This window comes from Kitasatospora sp. NPDC005751 (assembly GCF_040630835.1).
GTDB lineage: Bacteria > Actinomycetota > Actinomycetes > Streptomycetales > Streptomycetaceae > Kitasatospora.
Map to the genome: position 1 here is coordinate 41294 of NZ_JBEXYC010000015.1, position 20820 is coordinate 62113.

Here is a 20820-nt window from a genome sequence, read left to right on the forward strand (position 1 = left end):
GGCCGGGAGGGCGCCCGGACCGGCGTCCAACCTCCGTCCGAGCACCGGGAGCTGACACATGACCGCGAAGCAGACCGTCACCGACGTCCTGATCGTCGGGGCCGGACCGACCGGCCTGCTGCTGGCCGGGGACCTCGCCACCGCCGGGATCCGGGTCACCGTCCTGGAGAAGCGCGACACCGAGTCCAACCTCACCCGGGCCTTCGCGGTGCACGCCCGCAGCCTGGAGCTGCTGGACGCCCGGGGCCTGGCCGACGACCTGATCGCCACCGGCCGCCCGCTCAGCTCGCTGCGGCTCTTCGACCGGCTCCGGGTCGACCTCGCCGCCCTGCCGAGCCGCTTCCCGTTCGTCCTGATCACCCCGCAGTACCACACCGAACGCCTCCTCCAGGAGCGCGCGCTGAAGGCCGGCGCGACCCTCCTGCGCGGCGCCGAGGTGGTCGGGCTGCGGCAGGACGCCGAGGGCGTCACCGTCGAGACCCGCCCCCGCGCCCGCAGCGGGGAGGCGCCCGCGGACGGCACCACCGAGACCCACCGGGCCGCCTACGTGGTCGGCACCGACGGCGTCCGCTCCACCGTCCGCGACCTGCTCGGGATCCCCTTCCCCGGCGAGTCGGTGGTCAACTCCGTCGTCCTGGCCGACGTCCGGCTGGACCGCGCGCCCGACGAGTTGCTGACCGTCGGCGCCGGCGAGGGCGGCTTCGCCTTCCTCGCGCCGTTCGGCGACGGCTGGTACCGGGTCATCGCCTGGGACCGCGCCGAGCAGCACGCGGACGGCGCCCCGCCCTCGCTGGAGCGGATCGCCGAGATGACCCGCACCGCCCTCGGCGAGGACTACGGGCTGCACGACGCCCGGTGGAGCTCCACCTTCCACAGCGACGAGCGGCAGGTGCCGAACTACCGCTCCGGCCGGGTCTTCCTGGCCGGCGACGCGGCGCACTGCCACTCCCCGGCCGGCGGCCAGGGCATGAACACCGGCCTCCAGGACGCCGCCAACCTCTCCTGGAAGCTCGTCGCCGCCGTCCGGGGCCATGCCACCGACGCCCTGCTGGACACCTACCAGACCGAGCGGCACCCGGTCGGCAAGTCGGTGCTGCGCACCTCCGGCGCGCTGATCCGGCTCGCCCTCGCCCAGTCCGCTCCCACCCGGGTGCTGCGCGGCGCCCTCACCACGCTGGCCGACCACCTGGACGTGGTCGCCGAGCGCGGCGCCCGGACGGTATCCGGGATCGGCATCCGCTACGCGGCGCCGAAAGACGCCCACCCGCTGGCCGGCCGGCGCGTGCCGGACCTGCGGCTGACCGCCCTGGAGGAGGCCCGGGAGGACGGGCCGGCCGCGCCCGAGCGGCTCTACGAGGCACTGCGCGCGGGCACGTTCGTGCTGGTCAGCAATGACCAGCTGCCCGCCGCCGAGCCGTGGGCGGGCCGGCTGCAGACCGTCGCGCCGGCCGACCCGCACGGCAAGCTGCGTGACACCGTGCTGCTGGTCCGCCCCGACGGCTACGCCGCCTGGGCCGCCGTCGACCCGGGCCAGGGCGAGGTCCGCGCCGCGCTGGCCCAGTGGCTCGGCGCCCCCGACCAGAGCTGAGGACCGCGTGCGGGGGCGGTTCACCGCCCCCGCCGCCGGCCCTAGGCGCGCGCCTTCTCGTAATGCCGGGCCGCTTTCGCGCGGTTTCCGCACACCGCCATCGAGCACCACCGCCGGCGGCCGTTCTGCGATGTGTCGAAGAAGTGCAGAATGCAGGCCTCGTGGGCACATTTCTTGATCCGGAGGGTGCCCCGGGCGAGCAGGTCGAGGAAGTCGTCGACCGCCAGCCAGGCCGCCAGCCACTGCGGCCCGTCCACCTCGACGTGCGCCGCCGGCCCCGCCGGACCGAGCTCGCGCCGCAGCCGCCCGTGCCGCAGCACCTCGTTCAGACCGGCCGCCGCGGGCGCCGTCACCTCACCCCGGGCGTCCAGGTCCCGGACCGCCGCGGCGAGCGCCTCCCGGGCCTGCCGCAGCGCCACGAGCCCCGCGTCGTCGGCCTCGCAGCGGTCCGCCAGCCCGGCGGAGGAGAGCCAGACCCCGAAGCCGTCCGGCCGGTCCAGCAGGTCGTTCACCGGGCTGCCCGCCCACCGCGTGTTGAGCAGGTCGAGCGCGAGCGGCTCGCCGGTCAGCGGGCGGGGGTCACGCGGGTCTGCCGTCCGGTCGGTCATCGGATACTCCCTCGGTCTCGCCCGGTACCCGATTCTACGTCGCCCGCGGCCGCCGAATCGGGGCGGTCCGGAGCGTGAATTCCGGCCGTTAACTGTATGAAGACGCCTCCATTCCGTTCTCCACAGTTGACTGTTCTTTAGCAACGAATTGCTTGACCATAAGCCAATTCCCGGAACCGCTCTGTCATGTTCTAGCCAGCGTTTCACCCCAGAGACGCCCTGGCCCCTGCCGGCCCCCACATGCCGGCCAGAGGAGGATTCCGTGCGCCCTCGCTCCCTCGCCCTCGTCGCGGCACTCGCCGTCCTGCCGCTGTCCGCGGTCTCGCTCGGCGTGACCGCCGCGCAGGCCGCCCCGGCCCCCAACGCCGCCGCGCCGCGCGTCTCGCTGCCGAACACCGTCACCCCCGCGGTGGCCCGTTCCGAGAAGAAGGGCGACGTCCCCGCCGAGCAGCAGCTCTCCGTCGCGGTCAGTCTGAAGCTGCGTGACACCGCCGAGCTGGACCGCTTCCTCGCCGCGATCGCCACCCCCGGCGCCCCCGAGTTCGGCACCCACCTGACGCCGCAGCAGTTCACCGACCGGTTCGGCCCGACCCAGGCCGCCGTCGACCAGGTCCGCGGCTACCTGACGGCCCAGGGCCTGACCGTCTCCGCCGTCAGCGACAACCGCCAGGTGGTCGACGCGCACGGCACCGCCGAGCAGATCGCCAAGGCCTTCGGCACCCACGAGAGCGCCTACCTGGACCCGCAGCAGCAGCGCACCTTCTTCGCCAACGACGCGGCGGCCTCCGTGCCGGCCGACCTCGCCGGCGTGGTGCAGGGCATATCCGGCCTGAACAACCACACCGTCCGCACCACCCGCAACGTGAAGCCGTCCACGCCGGCCGCACCGAACGCGGTCACCGCCGCCCCCAGCGGCTTCGGCCCGAGCCAGTACGACGGCGCGTACAACCTGAACAAGACCGGCGCCGACGGCACCGGCGTCAGCGTCGCGCTCTGGGAGTTCGACGGCTACAGCTCCAACAACCTGAAGACGTACGACAGCCAGTACGGGCTCACCGGCCCGGCCGTCTCCACCGTGTCGGTGGACGGCGCCAACTACGACTCCTCCCCCGGCGAGGGCCAGGGTGAGGTCGAGCTGGACAGCGAGATCGTGCGCGGCGTCGCCCCCAAGGCGACCCAGCTGGTCTACGAGGCCCCCAACAGCGACCAGGGCGAGATCGACATGGCCGCCAAGATCGTCGCGGACAACCGGGTCTCGGTCATCTCCATCTCCTGGGGCTCCTGCGAGCCCGACACCACCGCCTCCTCCATGACGGCGGTCGACAACTCCTTCAAGCAGGCCGCCGCCCAGGGCATCTCGATCTTCTCGGCCTCCGGCGACGACGGCTCGCGCGACTGCACCCGCTCCACCAGCGGCTCCTCCGTCAAGGCGGTCGACTTCCCCGCGTCCAGCCCGCACCAGACCGGCGTCGGCGGGACCAACCTGAAGGTCTCCGGCAGCGCCTACTCCTCCGAGAGCGCCTGGAGCACCGCCGGCGGCGGCGTCTCCACCGTCTTCGCCAAGCCGAGCTGGCAGACCGGCACCGGGGTGAGCGGCACCATGCGCACCGTCCCGGACGTCTCCTCCAACGCCGACCCGGCCAGCGGCTTCGCCATCTACACCGCCGGCGGCTGGCAGGTCTACGGCGGCACCAGCGCGGCCGCCCCGCTCTGGTCCGGCTACGCGGCGCAGTTCAACCAGAAGGCCAAGGCCGCCGGGCAGCCCGTCCTCGGTGAGGCCAGCCCGCGGCTGTACGCCGTCGCCAACGGCAGCGGCTACGGCACCACGTTCCACGACGTGACCACCGGCAAGAACCAGGACTTCTCCACCAAGGCCGGCTACGACCAGGTCACCGGCTGGGGCAGCCCGATCGCCGACGCCCTGGACGCGGCGCTGCTCGGCGGCACCACCACGCCGCCCACCGGCGGCTGCACCGCGGCCCAGCTGATCGGCAACGGCGGCTTCGAGACCGGCACCGCCGCGCCGTGGACGGCGTCCACCGGCGTCGTCGACAACGCCTCCGGCGAGGCCGCGCACGCCGGCTCCTGGAAGGCCTGGCTGGACGGCTACGGCAGCGCCCACACCGACACCCTGGCGCAGACCGTGTCGATCCCGGCCGGCTGCAAGGCCACGCTCTCCTTCTGGGTGCACGTCGACACCGCCGAGTCCGGCTCCACCGCGTACGACAAGCTGACCGTCCAGGCCGGCTCGACCACGCTGGCCACCCTGTCGAACGCCAACGCGGCCACCGGCTTCGTCCAGAAGTCCTTCGACCTGTCGGCCTTCGCGGGCCAGACGGTGACGGTCAAGTTCACCGGCACCGAGGACGCCTCGCTCAAGACCAGCTTCGTGATCGACGACGCCGCGCTCAGCGTCTCCTGATCACCTCCGCGACCCCACGCCGTCGGGGCGGTCCGCACCGGGACCGCCCCGACGGCGTGTTTCCGTTCTGTTTCAAGATCGATAACCCTGTGGCCCACCCCTCGTGACCACTGTCATACGCACGACTGATGACGTAGCCTCTCGACCGTGCATAGGGTTCCCCACAGCTCGGTGAAGCCGTTCACGGCGCCCTCCGGCGCCGGACCGACCGCGCCGAACCCGCTTGCTGGGGAAGGTAACCGCATGGGCTCACAACACCCCCAGGACGCCCGGCTCCGGCTGGTCGGACCGCGCCCCGGCGCGCCCGCACCCGCCGCCGTGCCCCCCGCCACGACCGTCACCACCGCCGCGACCGCCACCACACCCGCCGCCGCCCCGGGCGCCGGCCGGCCCGCCCCCGCCGGGGGCTTCGCCGACACCCTGCACCTGGCCATCGAGGCCAGCGGCCTGAGCCTCGACCGGATCCGCGCCGCTCTCGCCCAACGCGGGGTCAGGGTCAGCGTGACCACGCTGAGTTACTGGCGGCGCGGCCGCAGCCAGCCCGAGCGGGCCAGTTCGCTGCGCGCCGTCCACCTGCTGGAGGAACTGCTCGGCCTGCCGCACTCCACCCTCTCCGCCCTGCTCGGCCCGCCGCGCCCGCGGGGCCGCTGGGCCGCCGCCGCCAACACCGCGCACCTGCGGCTGGAGGACGTCTGGCCGGGCGAGCAGCAGATCGCCGAGGTCTTCGCCGAGCTGGACGCCCCGCCGGTCGGCGAGCTGGAGCGGCTCTCCATCCACGACTCGTACTACGTCGACGCCGAGCGCCGCGGCAACCTGCTGCGGATGCGCCAGGTGGTCCGCGCCACCGTCGGCGGCGTCGGCCGCTGCCTGGTGGTGCACAAGGCCGACGAGGAGGCCACCGGCTGCCCCGAGATCACCTCGGTCCGGCACGGCCGCCTCGGCCGGGTCCGCCGCAGGCCGAAGGCCGGCCTGGTGGTCGGCGAGCTGATGCTGGACCGCCCGCTCGGCCACGGGGACAGCACGGTCTTCGAGTACGAGGTGGAGATCCCGCCCGGCGGCCCGACCATGGAGTACAGCCGCCGGTTCGCCATCCCGGTGCGCGAGTACGTGCTCCAGGTGCACTTCGACCCGGCGGCCGTGCCCGTCCACTGCGAGCGCTACGACCGCGCTCCGGGCGAGGACGTCGACCGCCGCCGCGAGCAGCTGTGGATCGGTGCCTCGGCCAGCGCCCACGTGCTCGCCCCCGACCAGCAGCCCGGCCACGTCGGCATCCGCTGGGAGTGGGAGTAGCGGGGCGCACCCCGCGGCGGGGCGCCGGGCGGCGCCCCGAATCAGGAGCTCACTCGTGGCTCAGCCCGCCGCCGAGGTACATCACCGCGACCCCGCCGACCACCAGCACGGCCCCGATCAGCGAGGCCGGTTTGACCGGCTCGCCGAACACGACCGCGCCGCCGACCAGCGCCCCGACCGTGCCGAGCCCGGACCAGACGGCGTACACCGGGCCCACGTTCAACGACTTCAGCGCCTGGGCCAGCAGCACGAACGCGGCGACGTAGCCGATCGCGACCACCACGCTGGGCGCGAGCCTGGTCAGTCCGTGCGAGGCCCGCAGGGCCAGTGTCGCCGTCACCTCGGCCGCGATGGCCGCTCCCACCAGCAGGTACGCCGTCATGTCCGTCCCCCGTCTCGTTTCGGATGACCTAGCTTCTGCCGCCGGCGAGGTCGACCAGCAGCTTGCGCAACTCACGGTGCAGCCCGTCGTGCGGCGGGCTGAGGTCGAGCAGGCGGGCCGACCACCAGCCGTCCACGGCCATCCGCACGAGGGTGGCCACGGCCGGGTCCAGGCCGTCCTCGACGAGCCGCCGCTGCCAGCGCTCGTAGCGGGACCGCAGCACGTCGAGCAGTTCCGGGCCGCCGGCCGCGGCGAGCAGCGCCACCGGCACCTGGTCCGCCCCGCTGGTGTCCCCGGCCGGTGACTCCTCCGGGATGCTCGCCTCCAACCAGGCGAGCGCGAAGGCGCCGGGAGGCGCCTGCGGCCCGGGCAGTACGGCCTCGAACCGGTCCGCCAGCCGCTCGACGACCCCCTGGACGAGCGCCCGCTTGTTGGGGAAGTGGTGCAGCAGCCCACCCTTGCTGACGCCGGCCTCGACGGCCACCGCGTCCAGCCGCACCGCGTCCAGACCTCCCCGCACCAGCAGCCGCTCGACAGCGTCGAGCAGATGATCACGCACCGTTCCGTCCCTCTCTCCGCGTCACGGACCGTCCAGACGGTCGGCGCCCACCCTAGCAGAACCGATGTGACTCGCCGGTAATTCCAAGTGGCCCGAAAGGGACGGGTGTTGACAGCCCGGAATGGAGCGTGCTTACGTTTCCTCGGCCGAAAACAGGCGAGATCCCGGGGATCGCCGCCCGGCCACCTCAAGATTCATGCGCACGATGATCGAAGAAGCGGCGCCGGGATTTTTCTCCGCGCCAGGGGGAACGCTGTTCGACATCCACGGGGGATCATGCGAGACATACGGATTCGACGATGTCCGCGCAGGCCGGCAGCCCACGAGCACTAGCTGACAACACGTCAACAAAGCTGAGGCGTGGGCTGTTCGCGCCGCGTCAACACACCGTCGGCTCATCCGCCATGCCCGGTCGTGCTTCGACGACCACGCCCGGGGCCGCTGCGCAACGACGCGCACCGCCCCGGGGCAGGCTTCCGCACGGCCCCGTCCGATGCGGCCGGCCCGGCCATGCCCAAGCGGCGGGTATTCCGTTCAAACCAGGGTCAAAATTCGCGTGAACCGATGCGTCGAATACGCCGATCATCGAATTCGAGGGAATCTGGTGGACATTTTCTCCAAGGTATCCGACTACCGTGCTGCCCGGGATGCCATGGCGGCGGGGATCTATCCCTACTTCCTCCCGCTCACCGGCCACGAAGGCACCACGGTCACCCTGGGTGACCGTGAGCTGGTGATGTGCGGCTCCAACAACTATCTGGGTCTGACCTCCGATCCCCGGGTCAGAAAGGCGGCCGCCGACGCGCTCGACCGGTACGGCCCGTCCTGCACCGGATCCCGCTTCCTCAACGGGAACCTCGACCTGCACGACCAGTTGGAGAGCGAACTCGCCGACTTCTACGGCAAGCCCGCGGCGGCCGTGCTCTCCACGGGCTACCAGGCCAACCTCGGCACGATCAGCGCCCTGGCCGGCCGCGGCGACGTCGTCTTCGCCGACCGCGACGCGCACGCCTCCATCGTCGACGGCTGCCTGCTCAGCGGCGCCAAGCACCGGCGCTTCCGGCACAACGACGCCCGCGCGCTGGACCGCGGCCTGGCCGCCGTCCCGGCCCAGGCCGGCAAGCTGGTCGTGGTCGACGGCGTCTACTCGATGGAGGGCGACCTCTGCGCCCTGCCGGAGATCGTCGAGGTCTGCGAGCGCCACGGGGCCCGGCTGATCGTCGACGACGCGCACGGCCTCGGCGTCCTCGACCAGGGCCGGGGCACCTGCTCCCACTTCGGCCTCACCGACCGGGTCGACCTCATCACGGTCACCTTCAGCAAGTCCCTGGCCTCGCTCGGCGGAGCCGTCGTCGGCGACGACGACGTCATCCACTACATCAAGCACCACGCCCGCAGCCTGATCTTCAGCGCCTCCGCGACCCCGGCCAGCATGGCCGCCGCGCTGACCGCGCTGCGGATCCTGCGCGAGGAGCCCTGGCGCCCCGAGCGGGCCCAGCAGAACGCCGACCACCTGCGGGCCGGCCTGCTCTCCCTCGGCATCAGCCCGGGTGAGAGCAGCACCCCGGTGATCCCGCTGCGCACCCGCGGGGTCGTCGACACCCTGCTGCTCTGGCGCCGGCTCATCGACAAGGGCGTCTACACCAACCCGGTGGTGCCGCCGGCCGCCTCGCCCCGACTGCGGCTCAGCCTGATGGCCACCCACACCACCGAGCACCTGAACCGGGTGCTGGACGCGCTCAGCGACGAGACGGCCATGTTCCTGCGCGACGGCGAGCCGGACGCCACCGACGAGCTGGCCGAGCTCGCGGAGCTCGCCGACTCGTCCGCCGCCCGGCCGTGAACCGGACGCCGGACCCCGCACGGGGCAGCCGGGCGGGCGCACCGGGCGGCCCGCCGGCCGGCCCCGGGGCGCCCCTGGCGCCCGGCCCCCCGACGATCGCCGCGCTGGCCGGCGGCGCGGCCGGTGCCGTCCTCGGCGCCGGCCTGCCCCCGGCCGGCGGCGGCGCGCCCGACTGGCCCTGGTGCGCCGCCGCCGCGATCGGCGCCGCGCTCACCCTGACGGCCGCCCTGCCGCGGCGCCGGACCGCGGCCGCCCTGCTGCCGGGCCCGCCCCACCGGGCCCCGGCGGCCGGGCTGCTGCTGCTCGGCGCCGCCCTGCCCGCCTCGGCCACCACCGCGAGCCCCGTCCTCGCGGCCGTGGTCACCGCCGTCGCCGCACTGACCGTCGCGGTGGCGCTCGGCCCGGACCGCCCCGCCGCCCGGGCGCCCGTGGTGGCCCCCGCGGTGTTCGCCCTGGTCGCGGGCGTCGCCGCCGGGGCCACCGCCCCCTCGGTGTCCGCCGGCGTCCTCGGCACCCTGGCCGGCCTGGCCGGCCTCCTGCTCCTCGCCTGCGCGGCACCGGCCTCGCAGCCCTCGGAATCCGACCACATCAGAAGGAGCCAGCCATGAGTCGCCTCGGACTCGCCGCGCGTGCCCTGCGCCTCACCCTGAGCCGCACCCACGCCGACACCACGCCCGACTACGACGCCGCGAGTTCCAGCTACGACAGCTACTTCAGCCCGGTGATGGGGGTGCACTCGGTCGCCGCGCTGAACGAGGTGGAGATCCGCCCGGGCGATGACGTCATCGAACTCGCCTGTGGCACCGGACACCTGACCCACGAGATCGTCCGCCGGCTGGAGGGCCGCGGCTCGGTGCACGCGGTGGACAAGTCCCCCGGCATGCTGGCCGTGGCGCAGGCCAAGATCCTCCCCGACACCCTGCGCGCGCCGGAGCTCGACGTCTCCCTCCAGGAGGGCGACATGGAGGAGTTCCTGCGCCCCCGCCCGACCGCCTCGGCGGACCTCGTGGTGGTCGGCTGGGCGATCTGCTACAGCAAGCCGGTCAAGCTGCTGGAGCAGATCAGGAGAGTCCTGCGGCCCGGCGGCCGGGTGGTGGTGATCGAGACCCGCGGCGACGCGCTCAAGACCCTGATCACCCAGCTGGAGAAGGTCTTCGCCGCGGACCCGTCGCTGCTCACCGGTCTGGTCCGGGTGAACCTGCCGAAGGACGCCGCCACGGTGGCCCGCTGGTTCACCAAGGCCGGCCTGACCGTCGACGTCCAGCGCGACGGCCACCAGGTACTGCCCGCCGACACCCCGGAGGCGGCCCTGGAGTGGGTCCAGCGCTCCGGCGCGGCGGCCGGCTTCAAGGACGCGGTCGACCACCGCCGCGAGGACCACGCGCTGGAGCTGATCCGCGCCGGCCTGGCCGAACACGTGGCCAGGAACGGCACGCTGGAGCTGCGGCACACCTTCGCGGTGGTCACCGGCACCAGCCCCAGCACCCCCTCGGCCGGCACCGGCCCGGGCGGGCGCCACCGCGAGGGAGTCGGCACCGCATGACCACGACCGTCACCCCCGCACCACCGGAGACCACCCACGGCGCGGTGCAACGCCGCCTGCTGCGCCTCGCCGGGGTGCTCACCGCCCGCCCGAAGACCGTGCTCGCCGTCTGGGCCGTGGTCATCGCGGTCTGCTTCCCGTTCGCCTCGCAGCTGAACGACGTCCTGACCAGACAGGGCGCCTCCAAGGTCGTCCCGGGCACCAGCAGTGCCCGGGCCGTCCAGCTCGTCGAGCAGTCCTTCCCCGACCGCTCGCAGCGCGAGTCGATCGTCGCGATCGGCGCCCCGGACGTCCGGGGCGAGCAACTGCGCAAGCTGCTGGCCGAGCTGGACGGCCGGATCGCCGGGAAGGAGCGCACCGGCGAGGTCCGGCAGTCCGTCTCGGCGTACACCCTCTACCGGGACTCCACCACCGAGTACCTGCGCCAACTGCGCACCCAGGTGGACCGCGACCTCACCGCCGCGGGGGCCGGCACCTCCCCGGAGGCCCGCCGGCAGGCGGTGGACGCGGCGGTGGCGGCCGGCCAGGTCCCGGCCGGGCTCGCCGACCTGGCGCAGCGGGGGGTGGCCGCCGACGACGCGGCGCTGCCCGGTCTCGCCGCGGGCTTCGCGGCCGCCACCGACTGGCGCTCCTTCCCGGTGCCGGTGCCCGCCGACGCCGTGAACCGCCTGCTCGCCGAGGACGGCCGGGCGGCCCTGGTGACGGTCAGCTTCGCCAAACAGGCCGGGCACGATCCGGACGTGGACTGGCTGCGCTCGGCCATCGACGGCTCGCTGCGCGCCGTCGGCGCCGGCCCGGACGTCGACGCCCACGTGACCGGCGAGCTCGCCCTGATCAAGGACACCTACAAGAAGGCCGAGGACGACAACGCCCTGATGGAGACGGTCGCCTACGCGATCATCTTCGTGGTGCTGCTGCTGTTCTTCCGCGCCGTGGTGCCCGCCGTGCTGACCGTGGCCGCGATCGGGCTGGCCATGACGGTCAGCCAGGCGGCGCTGTTCGCGCTCGGCCACGGCGTGACGCTCACCCAGTTCACCATCACGATCATGAACTTCGTGATGCTGGGCGCGGGCGTCGACTACAGCATGCTGCTCTCCTCGCGCTACCGGCAGGAACGGCTGGCCGGCCGCCCGCCGAAGGAGGCGGCGGTGCACGCCACCGCGCACGCGGGCGAGTCCATGCTGCTCGCGGCGGTGGCCGTGGTCCTCGCCTTCGGGGCCACCCTGCTCTCCCCGGTGGACTGGATCCCGCCGCTCGGCTACGGCGGGCTGATCGGCATCCCGATCGTCCTGCTCGCCGCGCTCACCCTGACGCCGGCCCTGCTGGTGCTGCTCGGCGACCGGTTCTTCGCGCTCGGCTGGCGCCCGCTGAGCGATCTGGAGCACGAGAGCGCCCTGGGCCGGCACCTGGCCAGGGCCGCCGACCTGGCGCGTCGCCGCAAGGTGGCGATCGTGCTGGTGTTCGCCGTGATCACGGTGCCGTTCGCGGTGATCACCGCCCAGCACCGCTCGACCGCCGACCCGGTGGCGCTCAGCCCGGCCACCGACTCCAAGGCCGGCTTCGAGCTGGTCGCCGAGAAGTGGGGCGACGCGGCCGTGCTGCCCACCCTGGTGGTCACCCGGCCGGCCGCCGGCGTGGTCGACCCGGCCACCCACCGGCTCACCGCGAGCGGCCTCGGCTCGGTGACGGCGCTCACCGACCGACTGGCCGCCGTCCCCGGCGTCGCCCGGGTCTCCGCGGTGACCAGGCCGTTCGGCAGCCCGCTGCCGGCCGCCCAGGTCGACGCGCTGACCGCGGACGTACGGCGGGACTACCTGGCCGACGACGGCGCGCTGCGGATCGTGGTCGAACTCGCCGACCCGCCCTACTCCGAGGCCGCGGTCGCCACCGTGGACCGGATCCAGGACGTCACCGAGGGCGCGAAGGACGTCGGGGCGCTCCAGGTCGGCGGCGCCACCCAGGTCGACCGCCAGTACGGCAACGCGCTCAACTCCAGCTTCTGGCAGATGATCGGGCTGGTCTCGGTCGGCGTGTTCGTGATGCTGGTGGTGGCCCTGCGCTCGCTGCTGATCCCGGTCCGGCTGATCCTCACGATCATGATGAGCAACGTCTGGGCGATCGGCATCACCGTGCTGATCTTCCACTTCTGGCTCGACCGGGCGATCATCGACGACCTGCCGATCTTCCTCACCGTCCTGATGATGGGGCTCGGCATGGACTACGAGATCTTCCTGGTCACCCGGGTCCGCGACCTGGTGCGCGGCGGGGCCGACCAGGAGAGCGCCACCATCGGCGCGGTGGTCGACACCGGCCGGGTGATCAACGCGGCGGGCCTGGTGATGGCCGGCAGCCTCGGCACGATGGTGCTCTCCTCCACGGTGATGCTCCAGGAGTACGGTGCCGGCCTCGGCCTGGCCGTCCTGCTGGACGCCACCCTGATCCGGATGCTCTTCGTCCCGGCCACGCTGCTGCTGTTCCGCCGCTACAACTGGTGGCTCCCCTCGCTGCGCCGCGCCCCCGCGGTGGCGGAGGTGGGCCCGCGATGACCGCGAACCGTCCGGTGGCGGCGCCCGCGCCCCCCGAGCCCGCCGCCACCGGACGGGCTCGCACCCTGCACCGCCTGCGCGACCGCCACCGCGCCACGCCCGTCGCTTCGGCCGCGCTGCTGTTCGCGGTGCTGGCCTCGGTCCGGATCGCCGGCGCGTTCGCGATCCCGCTGATGGTCCTGTCGGTGGGCCTGAGCGCGCTGGTCCTGACCGTGCTGGACCGGCCGGACCGCGCCGCCGCCGGGCTGCGCCGCTTCCGGTTCGGGCCCGCGGCGGCCGGCACCGCCCTGGTGGTGCTCGCCTACGCCGACACCGTCTTCGCCACCCGCGCCGCCTTCGGGCGGGGCGGGGGCAACTGGACGTCGCTGATCCCGGAGCTGTTCCGGCAGCTGGCACCGGGCGCCCCGGTGGTCGCGGGCCTGGCCATGGTGGTCTGCATGGGCGTCCTGGTGCCGCTGGTCGAGGAGGTCTGCTACCGGGGCGTGCTGTACCACGCGGTGGAGCGCGGCCGGGGCCCGGTGGTGGCGATCGCCGCCACCTCGGCCGCCTGGGCGCTGGTCCACCTCGGCGACTACGGCCTCAACCCGTTCGACACCCGGGTGATCACCGGGGTCCTGCCGTCCGTCTTCACCATGGGCCTCGCACTCGGCGTCTGCCGCGCCTGGACGGGCTCGGCGCTGGCCAGCGCCGTCGCCCAGGGCACCGCCAACCTGCTGCTCCTCGGCTGGGTCCTCTGGGCCCTCTAGGGCTTGGCCGACGAGCGCCGGACCGGCCCGTCCCGCCGCCGTCGCCCACCCCCCTCCGCTCCGCTCCGGCCGCTCCGGCCACGTCACTCCGGACCCTCCACGGTGAGGCAGGTACCCCCATGAGAATCGCGGTCACCGGCCCGATCGTCATCGACAACCTGATGACCTTCCCCGGCCGTTTCACCCACCAGTTGCTGCCCGCCCAGCTCAAGCACCTGTCGCTCTCCTTCCTGGTCGACGACCTGGAGGTGCGCTACGGCGGCGTGGCCGCCAACGTCGCCTACGGGCTCGGCCGCCTCGGCCGCCGGCCGCTGCTGCTGGGCGCGGCCGGCCGGGACTTCGGCGACTACCGGGACCGGCTGACCGAGGCCGGGGTGGACACCTCCCTGGTCCGGGTCTCGACCGAGCTGGCCACCGCCCGCTACACCAGCACCACCGACGCCGACCGCAACCGGATCACCTCCTTCCACCCCGGGGCGCTGGCCGAGGACGTCAGCCCGGGCCCGCCGGGCTGGACGGAGGGCGTCGGGCTGGTCTTCCTCGGCCCCGCCGCGGCGGAGGTGATGGCCGCCCGCGCCGCCGAGTGCCGGCGCCTCGGCCTGCCGTACCTGGTGGACGTGGCCGGCCGGACGGAGGAACTGGGCACGGCCGGCGCCGAGGCCGTGCTGGCCGGCGCCGACTGCCTGGTGACCAACCGGCGCGAGCGCGGCCTGCTGCTGGAGCACACCGGGTGGACCGCCGAGGAGGTGCTGCGGCGGGTCGGCAGCTGGGTCACCACCCTCGGCCCGGAGGGCGTCTGGATCGACTACCCGGACGAGCCCTCGCTGGCCGTCCCGGCCGCCCCGATCTCCCGGCTGCCGGACGGCGCCGGCGCGGGCGGCGCGTTCCGGGCGGGCTTCCTGGCGGGCCGGGCCGACGGCCTGCCGGACGACGCCTCGGCCCGGATCGGCTGCGTGCTGGCGGCGTACGCGCTGGAGTCGGCCGGCAGCCAGGACTACCTGTTCACCGCCGAGGCCTTCCAGGACCGGCTCGCCGAGACCTACCTAACCACTACCGATGCCAGTACTGGTTGACGGGACATCAGGCTAACCACTACCGTCTCTTGTAAAGGTTAGGGAGCGGGCGCCTCCGGGCGCCCCGGCCACGGGAGTGATCAGCCATGTCCAGCACCGCCACCAGCACCCTGCAGACCGGCCACATCGGCCTGAACGTCACCGACCTCGACCGCTCGACGGCGTTCTACCGCAGCGTCCTCGGCCTGGAGCTGGTGAAGGAGGGCACCGACCCCGAGCGCCGCTTCGCCTTCCTCGGCCGCGACGGCCGGCTGGTGGTCACCCTCTGGCAGCAGAGCGCGGGCGCCTTCGCCACCGCGGCGCCCGGCCTGCACCACCTCTCCTTCCAGGTCGACAGCCTGGACGAGGTCCGCGCGGCCGAGCGGCTGCTGCGCGAGCTGGGCGCCGGGTTCGCCCACGACGGCGTCGTCCCGCACAGCGAGGGCGCGGCCTCCGGCGGGATCTTCTTCACCGACCCGGACGGCATCCGGCTGGAGATCTTCACCCCGCAGGGCGTGGACGCGACCGGCGCCACCGCCCCCACCGGCACGGCCCCCACCTGCGGGTTCTTCTAGGCCCGCCCGACCGGATCGGGAGGCAGCCGCCATGACGGACAGCAGCAGCACGCCGTACCACCCGGGCGAGCGCGCGGTGCAGGCCCGGGCCGGCCGCACCGAGCGGGCCGACCACTCGGGCCGCGCGATCGGCCGCACCATCCCGGCCGTGGCCGCCCGCTTCCTGGCGGAGCGGCGGGTGCTGGTGGTCGGCGCCGCCGACGCCGCCGGCCGGCTATGGGCGACCCAGCTCACCGGCGGCCCCGGCTTCCTGCGCGCACCCGACGAGCGGACCCTCGCGGTGGCGGCCCGGCCCGCCGCCGAGGACCCGCTGGCCGCCGTCCTCGCCGGGCCCGCCGAGGTCGGCACCATCGCCCTGGACCCGGCCGGCCGGCGGCGGATGCGGCTCAACGGCCGCTCCGCGCCGGACGGCCGCGGCGGCCTGGTGATCACCGCCGACCAGGTCTACGCCAACTGCCCCAAGTACATCCAGCGCCGCAGCCCGCTGGAGCAGCCGTCGGCCGGCGTCCCGCACGTGGTGGCCGCCGGCGCGGTGCTCTCCACCGCCCAGCGGCTGGCCGCGGCCACCGCCGACACCTTCTTCATCGCCACCGCCGGTCCGGACGGCCGGGTGGACGCCTCGCACCGGGGCGGCAACCCCGGCTTCCTGCGCGCCGTCGGCCCGGACCGGCTGCGCTGGCCCGAGTACGCCGGCAACAGCATGTTCATGACGCTGGGCAACCTGGAACTCGACCCGCGCGCCGGACTGCTGCTGCCCGACTTCGAGACCGGCGGGGCGCTGCTGATCACCGGTGAGGCCCGGACCGACTGGTCCGACGCGGCGGCGGCCGGTCTGCCGGGGGCCGAGCGGGTGGTCGACCTCACCGTCACCGGCGTCGTCGAACTGGCCGACGCCACCCCGCTGACCTGGACCGGCCCCGAGTACTCCCCGGCCAACCCGCCCGCCGCCGCCTGACCGCCGCCGGGCGGCCCGCACCCGTCCGGCCACCACCGCCGGGAGCTGACCGCCCGTCGGAGCGGCCGCCGTGCCACCGCCAGCCGTTCCCCCGCGCCACGCCCGGACCGCCGACCCTCCGTCACCCGGGCGGCGCACCCCGCCGCGCCGAGCACCCGTCCGGTTTGGGAGTTTGGTCGGACAGCACGCGATACCGGCCTGGGCACGTCCCTCCTGTCGTGCCATCAGGACTGACCGGGAAAGAGGCGGAGAATGACCCCCACCGAGCAATCGGCCCCGTTGCTGGAATTCGACGAGGTCGAACCGGACGAGGACTGCATATGCGGCGGCTGCCGGGCCCGCAGCCGGGCCCGGCGGCACGCCGCGCCGGTGCACGAGGGCGGGCACGCCGCGGCCCGGAGCGTCCGCCGCCGCGCCGCCGTCCTGGTGGCCGCGGTCGGCACCGCCCTGGGCGGCGGGGCGGCCGGGGCCGCGGCGGCCCCCGCGCCGACCCCCGGGGGCGCCAGCGCCGCCCAGCCGCCGACCACCCCGCAGGGCGGGGTGAGCGGCCTCTACGGCGAGGAGCCGGGCGCCCGTTCCCCCGCCGCCCCGCGGGCCACCGCGGAGCCGCTCACCAGGGCCGCGATCGTCGAGCGGGCGCAGAGCTGGCTCGCCCAGAAGGTCCCGTACAGCATGAGCCGCTTCTGGTCCGACGGCTACCGCCAGGACTGCTCCGGCTTCGTCTCGATGGCCTGGGGCCTGGACAGCAGTCAGACCACCTGGACACTGCCCGACTTCGCCGACCGGATCACCAAGGCGGACCTCCAGCCCGGCGACATCCTGATCTACAACAACCCGGCCAACCCCCAGGCCGGCTCGCACGTGACCCTCTTCGGCGGCTGGACGGACTCCTCCCGCACCCGCTACCTGGCGTACGAGCAGACCTCCCCCGGCACCACCCGGCGGGACACCCCGTACGCCTACTGGAGCAACTCCGCCTCGTACCTCCCGTACCGCGCCAAGGCGCTCTCCACCACCGGCAGCAGCAACGACGGCGCCGCCTCCGCGTCGACCGCCTTCCCGGGCGCCGACAAGTTCGGCCCCGGGGCGAACAACGCCCACGTCACCGAGCTCGGCCGGATGCTGGTCGAGCGCGGTGGCGGCCGGTTCTACACCGAGGGCCCCGGCCCGCGCTGGGGCGAGGCCGACCGGAAGGCCACCGAGGCCTTCCAGCTCGCCCAGGGCTGGCGCGGCAGCGAGGCCGACGGCCTGCCCGGCAAGGACACCTGGAACTACCTGGTCGCCCACAAGGGCCGCGACATCCCCGCCGCCGCCACCCGGCTCCCCCCGCCCCCGGTCACCCCCGGCGGCGACACCGCGGTGCCCGCCTTCCCGGGCGGCGACCGGTTCGCCCCGGGCGCCGACAACGCGTCCGTGACGCGGCTCGGCGAGCAGCTGGTCCGCAGGGGCTTCGGCCGGTTCTACACCGAGGGCCCCGGCCCGCGCTGGGGCGAGGCCGACCGGCTGGCCGTCCAGGCCTTCCAGCTCGCCCAGGGGTGGAGCGGCGCCGAGGCGGACGGCTACCCCGGGCCGGACACCTGGCACCGGCTGTTCGCGCCGTAGCCCTCCCGGTGCCCGCCCTACCGGGCAAGGCCGGGCGGGCGGCCCGACATCCAGTGGAAGAGACCCATCGCCACGCTGGTCGCCAGGTTGAAGCTGGAGACGCCGGGCTGCATCGGCACCGCGACCAGCCGGTCCGCCCGCGCCTTCAGCTCCGCCGAGACCCCGTGCCGCTCGGTACCGAAGGCCAGCAGCGCGTCGTCCGGCAGGGCCACCGTCCGGATGTCCGAGCCCTCGGGGTCCAGCACGTACAACGGGCCGGCGGGCAGCTCGGGCAGCTCCAGCCGCTCGACGGCGGTGGCGAAGTGCAGGCCGGCGCTGCCCCGCACCACGTTCGGGTGCCAGGGGTCCAGGTCCCCCGTGGTCACCACGCCGGTGGCGCCGAAACCGGCCGCCAGCCGGATCACCGCGCCCACGTTGCCCAGGTTGCGCGGATTCTCCAGCAGCACGACCGGCGCCGTCCGGGGGCGCCGGCCGAGGGCCGCCAGGTTGGCCGCGCTGGTCGGGCGCCCGGCCAGCGCGATCACCCCGGTGGGGTGCGGCCTGGGCACCAGCGCCCGCAGCGCCGCCTCCGGCAGCTCCACGGCCAGGGCGGCCACCGCGGGGCCGACGTCCTCGGCCAGCTCGGCGGCGAGCGCCAGCAGCGCGGCCCGGTCGGCGGTCAGCACCTGCCGGACGGCCCCGCCGAAGCGCAGCGCGTGCTTGAGCGCGTGGAACCCGTCCAACAGCACCGTGTCCGGCGCCGCCGCGCCCGCCCGCCACTCCCGCACCCGCTCGTCGTCCATGACGCCCACTCTGCCACCCCCGCCCCACCGCCCCCGCCGGGGCGGCCGACCGCCGGCCGAGGCCCGCAGGTGCCCGGCCCGCCACGCCGCTCCGACCGGCGGCTCCGAACGGCGGCTCCACGACGTGCCCGCAGCGTGCCCGCCGGCCCGCCGGACGGCCACCGCCCGACCGCCCGCGGCTACCGCGCCGTGGACTCCTGCGCGCGCTGCGCCGGGGTGGCCGAGGCGCCCCCGCGCAGCGCGCGCTCCAGGTCCTTCAGCGCCTGGAGCAGCAGCCGGCTGCTGCTCCGGACGACATCGCGCTGGACGCTCGCCGGCGCCTGCGCCAGCCGGTCCTCCAGCCCGCGCTGCGCCTCCCGCACGGCGTCGAACTCCACCGGGCGGTCGGTGAGCAGCGCGGCCGCCGCGAGCGCGGTGGCCAGCCGCAGTTCCTCGGCGAACTCGGCGGCGCCCGGCACCGGGTCGGCGTCGGCGGTGGGCAGGTGGGCCTCCAGCAGCACGGCGACCCGGCCCAGGTGGCCGACCGCCGCCCGGGCCCGGTCCAGCTGGCGGCGGCTCACCCCGGGCAGCCCGGAGGCGTGCCGGCCGGGCTCGGCGTCGGCCCGCTGCATCGCCTGGAGCAGCTCGGACCGGGCCTCCCGGGAGTCCAGCAGCGCCGAGCGGACCTCCCGCCCGCGCGGGGCGCCCGGGTCCTCGTAGACGGCGAGCACCGCGGCCGCGTAACGCCCGGCGGCGGCCAGCCACTCGGCCAGCCGCTCGCCGAGCCGGGCGGTCTGCCAGGTGGGGAAGAGCGCGTAGGCGAGCAGCGCGACGGAGCCGCCGAGGAAGGTCAGTCCGACCCGCTCGAAGGCGGTGACCAGCGGGTTCCCCTCCTGGAGGCCGAGCAGGAAGACGACGTACGAGGAGATGCAGACCGTCATCAGCGCGTAGCCGGTGCGCAGTGTGAGGTACGCGCCGCCGATGCAGAGCACCGCGAGCGCGGCCAGCACCCACTCGCCGGGGTGGGCCAGCTGCACCACCAGGGTGGAGACCGCGACGCCGACCATCGTCCCGGCCAGCCGGGCCACGCCCCGGCTGTAGGTCTGCGCGAAGTCGGGCCGCATCACCATGGCGGCGGTCATCGGGGCCCAGTAGCCGTGCTCGAAGCCGAGCAGCCGGGCGAGCAGGTAGGCGAGCACCACGACCGCGGTGATCCGGACCGCGTGCTGGAACACCGCCGAGTGCGGCTGGAGCTGGCGCCGCACCGCTCGCAGGGCGACCGGCAGCATCCGGGAGAGCGGCGGTTTGAGCAGCGCCCCGCCGGCGCCGACCACCGGCGTGCTGATGGTGTCCTCGTCGCCGCGCTCCAGGGCGTCCGCGGCCTTGCGCAGCAGCCCGGCCAGCCGGCGGGCGGCCCGTCGGCTGGCGCCCTGCAGCTCCGGCCCGTCGGCCGGGGCGGCCAGCGTGAGCGCCGGTGCGGAGCGGGGCAGCTGCAGCGGATCACCGGTGCGGACGGCCCGCGCCAGCGCGTCCATCGCCTCGGCGGCGGCGGCCAGCACGGCCCGGGCCCGGTCCCGCTCGGGCCCCTCCTCGGGGGCGCCGACCTTGGGGTCGGCGATCGCGGCCAGGGTCGGGCGGACCCGCTCGGCGATGCCGCGCAGCCCGCGCAGCTCGGGCGGCCGGCGGCGGTCCTGCCAGGGCGTCAGCGCGGCCGCGTGCCGGGCCGTCATGAACGGCGCCGGGTCGACGTGCGCGGTCGGGTCCTGGCGCAGCCGGCGGGCGTAGTCGGCGAGTTCGGCGTAGGTGTCGGCGAGCGCCTCGCGCTGGGCGGTCCAGCTGCCGATCGGCCAGAACGTGATGACGGCCGCCTGGACGACGCCGCCGAGGGCGCAGACCAGCCCGTGGCCGAGCGCGGCGGGCACGCTGACCGGGAGCTGGACCACGACCAGCATGACCGAGAGGGTGTTGGCGGCGACCACCCCGGCGGTCGGCCCGATCGCCCAGGCGAGGCCCGCCCCGAAGGACCAGACCGCGAGCAGCACCGGGAACGCCCCGTACACCCCGGCCGCCAGGTACCCGAGGAAGGTACTGGTGCCGAGACCGATCCCGGCCGCGACGGCGAGCGTGGGCCGGGGGCGGAAGCTGCGCTGGAAGGTGGCCGTCCCCGCGATGAACGCGCCCATCGCGGCCGAGGTGGCGAGCCGGGGCCCGCCCAGGGCCAGGGTCGGGAAGAGCACCAGGGCGACGGCGACGGCCCCGCGGGCCGCGCGTTTGGGGTCGGTGAGCGCCCGGTCCAGGGTCAGTCCGGTCCGCGCGGTGTCTCGGAGTGCGGCAAACCAGGACATAGC

Annotated in this window: 17 protein-coding genes; 12 read left to right on the top strand and 5 right to left on the bottom strand. The window is 74.9% G+C overall.

Features of this window, described 5'->3' with window-relative positions; translation table 11 throughout:
* Nucleotides 1-58: 58 nt before the first annotated feature.
* Nucleotides 59-1588: an FAD-dependent monooxygenase gene (locus ABZ497_RS16870; RefSeq protein WP_359805848.1), complete on the top strand. Its 1530-nt coding sequence runs from the start codon at nucleotides 59-61 to the stop codon at nucleotides 1586-1588.
* A 41-nt stretch (nucleotides 1589-1629) separates the two neighbouring features.
* On the opposite strand, the gene ABZ497_RS16875 is transcribed toward ABZ497_RS16870, so the two are convergent.
* Complete coding sequence (locus ABZ497_RS16875; protein ID WP_329488845.1) at nucleotides 1630-2196, bottom strand: CGNR zinc finger domain-containing protein; 567 nt, start codon at nucleotides 2194-2196, stop codon at nucleotides 1630-1632.
* Nucleotides 2197-2458: 262 nt separating this feature from the next.
* Between ABZ497_RS16875 and ABZ497_RS16880 the strand changes: the two genes are divergently transcribed.
* Entirely contained in the window at nucleotides 2459-4618 is a 2160-nt protein-coding gene (locus ABZ497_RS16880) for a protease pro-enzyme activation domain-containing protein (RefSeq protein WP_359805851.1), read from the top strand.
* Nucleotides 4619-4861: 243 nt separating this feature from the next.
* On the top strand, nucleotides 4862-5908 hold the full coding sequence (locus ABZ497_RS16885; protein ID WP_359805853.1) for a hypothetical protein: 1047 nt from the start codon (nucleotides 4862-4864) through the stop codon (nucleotides 5906-5908).
* Between the two features lie 49 nt (nucleotides 5909-5957).
* On the opposite strand, the gene ABZ497_RS16890 is transcribed toward ABZ497_RS16885, so the two are convergent.
* Nucleotides 5958-6365, bottom strand: coding sequence for a multidrug efflux SMR transporter (locus ABZ497_RS16890; protein WP_329488842.1), 408 nt, complete (start codon nucleotides 6363-6365; stop codon nucleotides 5958-5960).
* On the bottom strand, nucleotides 6319-6849 hold the full coding sequence (locus ABZ497_RS16895; protein ID WP_329488841.1) for a TetR/AcrR family transcriptional regulator: 531 nt from the start codon (nucleotides 6847-6849) through the stop codon (nucleotides 6319-6321). The genes ABZ497_RS16890 and ABZ497_RS16895 overlap by 47 nt, the downstream gene beginning before the upstream one ends.
* Before the next feature lie 604 nt (nucleotides 6850-7453).
* Here ABZ497_RS16895 and ABZ497_RS16900 point away from each other — a divergent pair.
* The 9 genes from ABZ497_RS16900 to ABZ497_RS16940 all read left to right on the top strand — a co-directional run bounded on the left by ABZ497_RS16900 (nucleotide 7454) and on the right by ABZ497_RS16940 (nucleotide 17711).
* A complete protein-coding gene (locus ABZ497_RS16900; protein ID WP_352294988.1) occupies nucleotides 7454-8692 on the top strand; it encodes an aminotransferase class I/II-fold pyridoxal phosphate-dependent enzyme in 1239 nt (412 codons plus the stop codon).
* A complete protein-coding gene (locus tag ABZ497_RS16905; RefSeq protein ID WP_359805855.1) occupies nucleotides 8689-9300 on the top strand; it encodes a hypothetical protein in 612 nt (203 codons plus the stop codon). Before ABZ497_RS16900 ends, ABZ497_RS16905 begins: the two co-directional genes overlap by 4 nt.
* A complete protein-coding gene (locus ABZ497_RS16910) occupies nucleotides 9297-10235 on the top strand; it encodes a class I SAM-dependent methyltransferase (RefSeq protein WP_359805858.1) in 939 nt (312 codons plus the stop codon). The genes ABZ497_RS16905 and ABZ497_RS16910 overlap by 4 nt, the downstream gene beginning before the upstream one ends.
* On the top strand, nucleotides 10232-12781 hold the full coding sequence (locus ABZ497_RS16915) for an MMPL family transporter (protein WP_359805861.1): 2550 nt from the start codon (nucleotides 10232-10234) through the stop codon (nucleotides 12779-12781). The genes ABZ497_RS16910 and ABZ497_RS16915 overlap by 4 nt, the downstream gene beginning before the upstream one ends.
* Complete coding sequence (locus tag ABZ497_RS16920) at nucleotides 12778-13527, top strand: CPBP family intramembrane glutamic endopeptidase (protein ID WP_329488836.1); 750 nt, start codon at nucleotides 12778-12780, stop codon at nucleotides 13525-13527. Before ABZ497_RS16915 ends, ABZ497_RS16920 begins: the two co-directional genes overlap by 4 nt.
* A gap of 119 nt (nucleotides 13528-13646) precedes the next feature.
* Nucleotides 13647-14600 (top strand): PfkB family carbohydrate kinase, encoded by a 954-nt coding sequence (locus tag ABZ497_RS16925; RefSeq protein ID WP_359805864.1) that lies wholly within the window; start codon nucleotides 13647-13649, stop codon nucleotides 14598-14600.
* A gap of 86 nt (nucleotides 14601-14686) precedes the next feature.
* The gene (locus ABZ497_RS16930; RefSeq protein WP_359805866.1) at nucleotides 14687-15154 is read left to right on the top strand and encodes a VOC family protein; all 468 of its coding nucleotides are present in this window, start codon (nucleotides 14687-14689) and stop codon (nucleotides 15152-15154) included.
* A gap of 31 nt (nucleotides 15155-15185) precedes the next feature.
* Nucleotides 15186-16109: a pyridoxamine 5'-phosphate oxidase family protein gene (locus ABZ497_RS16935; protein WP_359805868.1), complete on the top strand. Its 924-nt coding sequence runs from the start codon at nucleotides 15186-15188 to the stop codon at nucleotides 16107-16109.
* A gap of 252 nt (nucleotides 16110-16361) precedes the next feature.
* The gene (locus tag ABZ497_RS16940) at nucleotides 16362-17711 is read left to right on the top strand and encodes a peptidoglycan-binding protein (RefSeq protein WP_359805871.1); all 1350 of its coding nucleotides are present in this window, start codon (nucleotides 16362-16364) and stop codon (nucleotides 17709-17711) included.
* Nucleotides 17712-17728: 17 nt separating this feature from the next.
* On the opposite strand, the gene ABZ497_RS16945 is transcribed toward ABZ497_RS16940, so the two are convergent.
* A complete protein-coding gene (locus ABZ497_RS16945; protein ID WP_359805873.1) occupies nucleotides 17729-18493 on the bottom strand; it encodes an RNA methyltransferase in 765 nt (254 codons plus the stop codon).
* Nucleotides 18494-18672: 179 nt separating this feature from the next.
* On the bottom strand, nucleotides 18673-20817 hold the full coding sequence (locus ABZ497_RS16950) for an FUSC family protein (protein ID WP_359805876.1): 2145 nt from the start codon (nucleotides 20815-20817) through the stop codon (nucleotides 18673-18675).
* Between the last annotated feature and the right edge of the window lie 3 nt (nucleotides 20818-20820).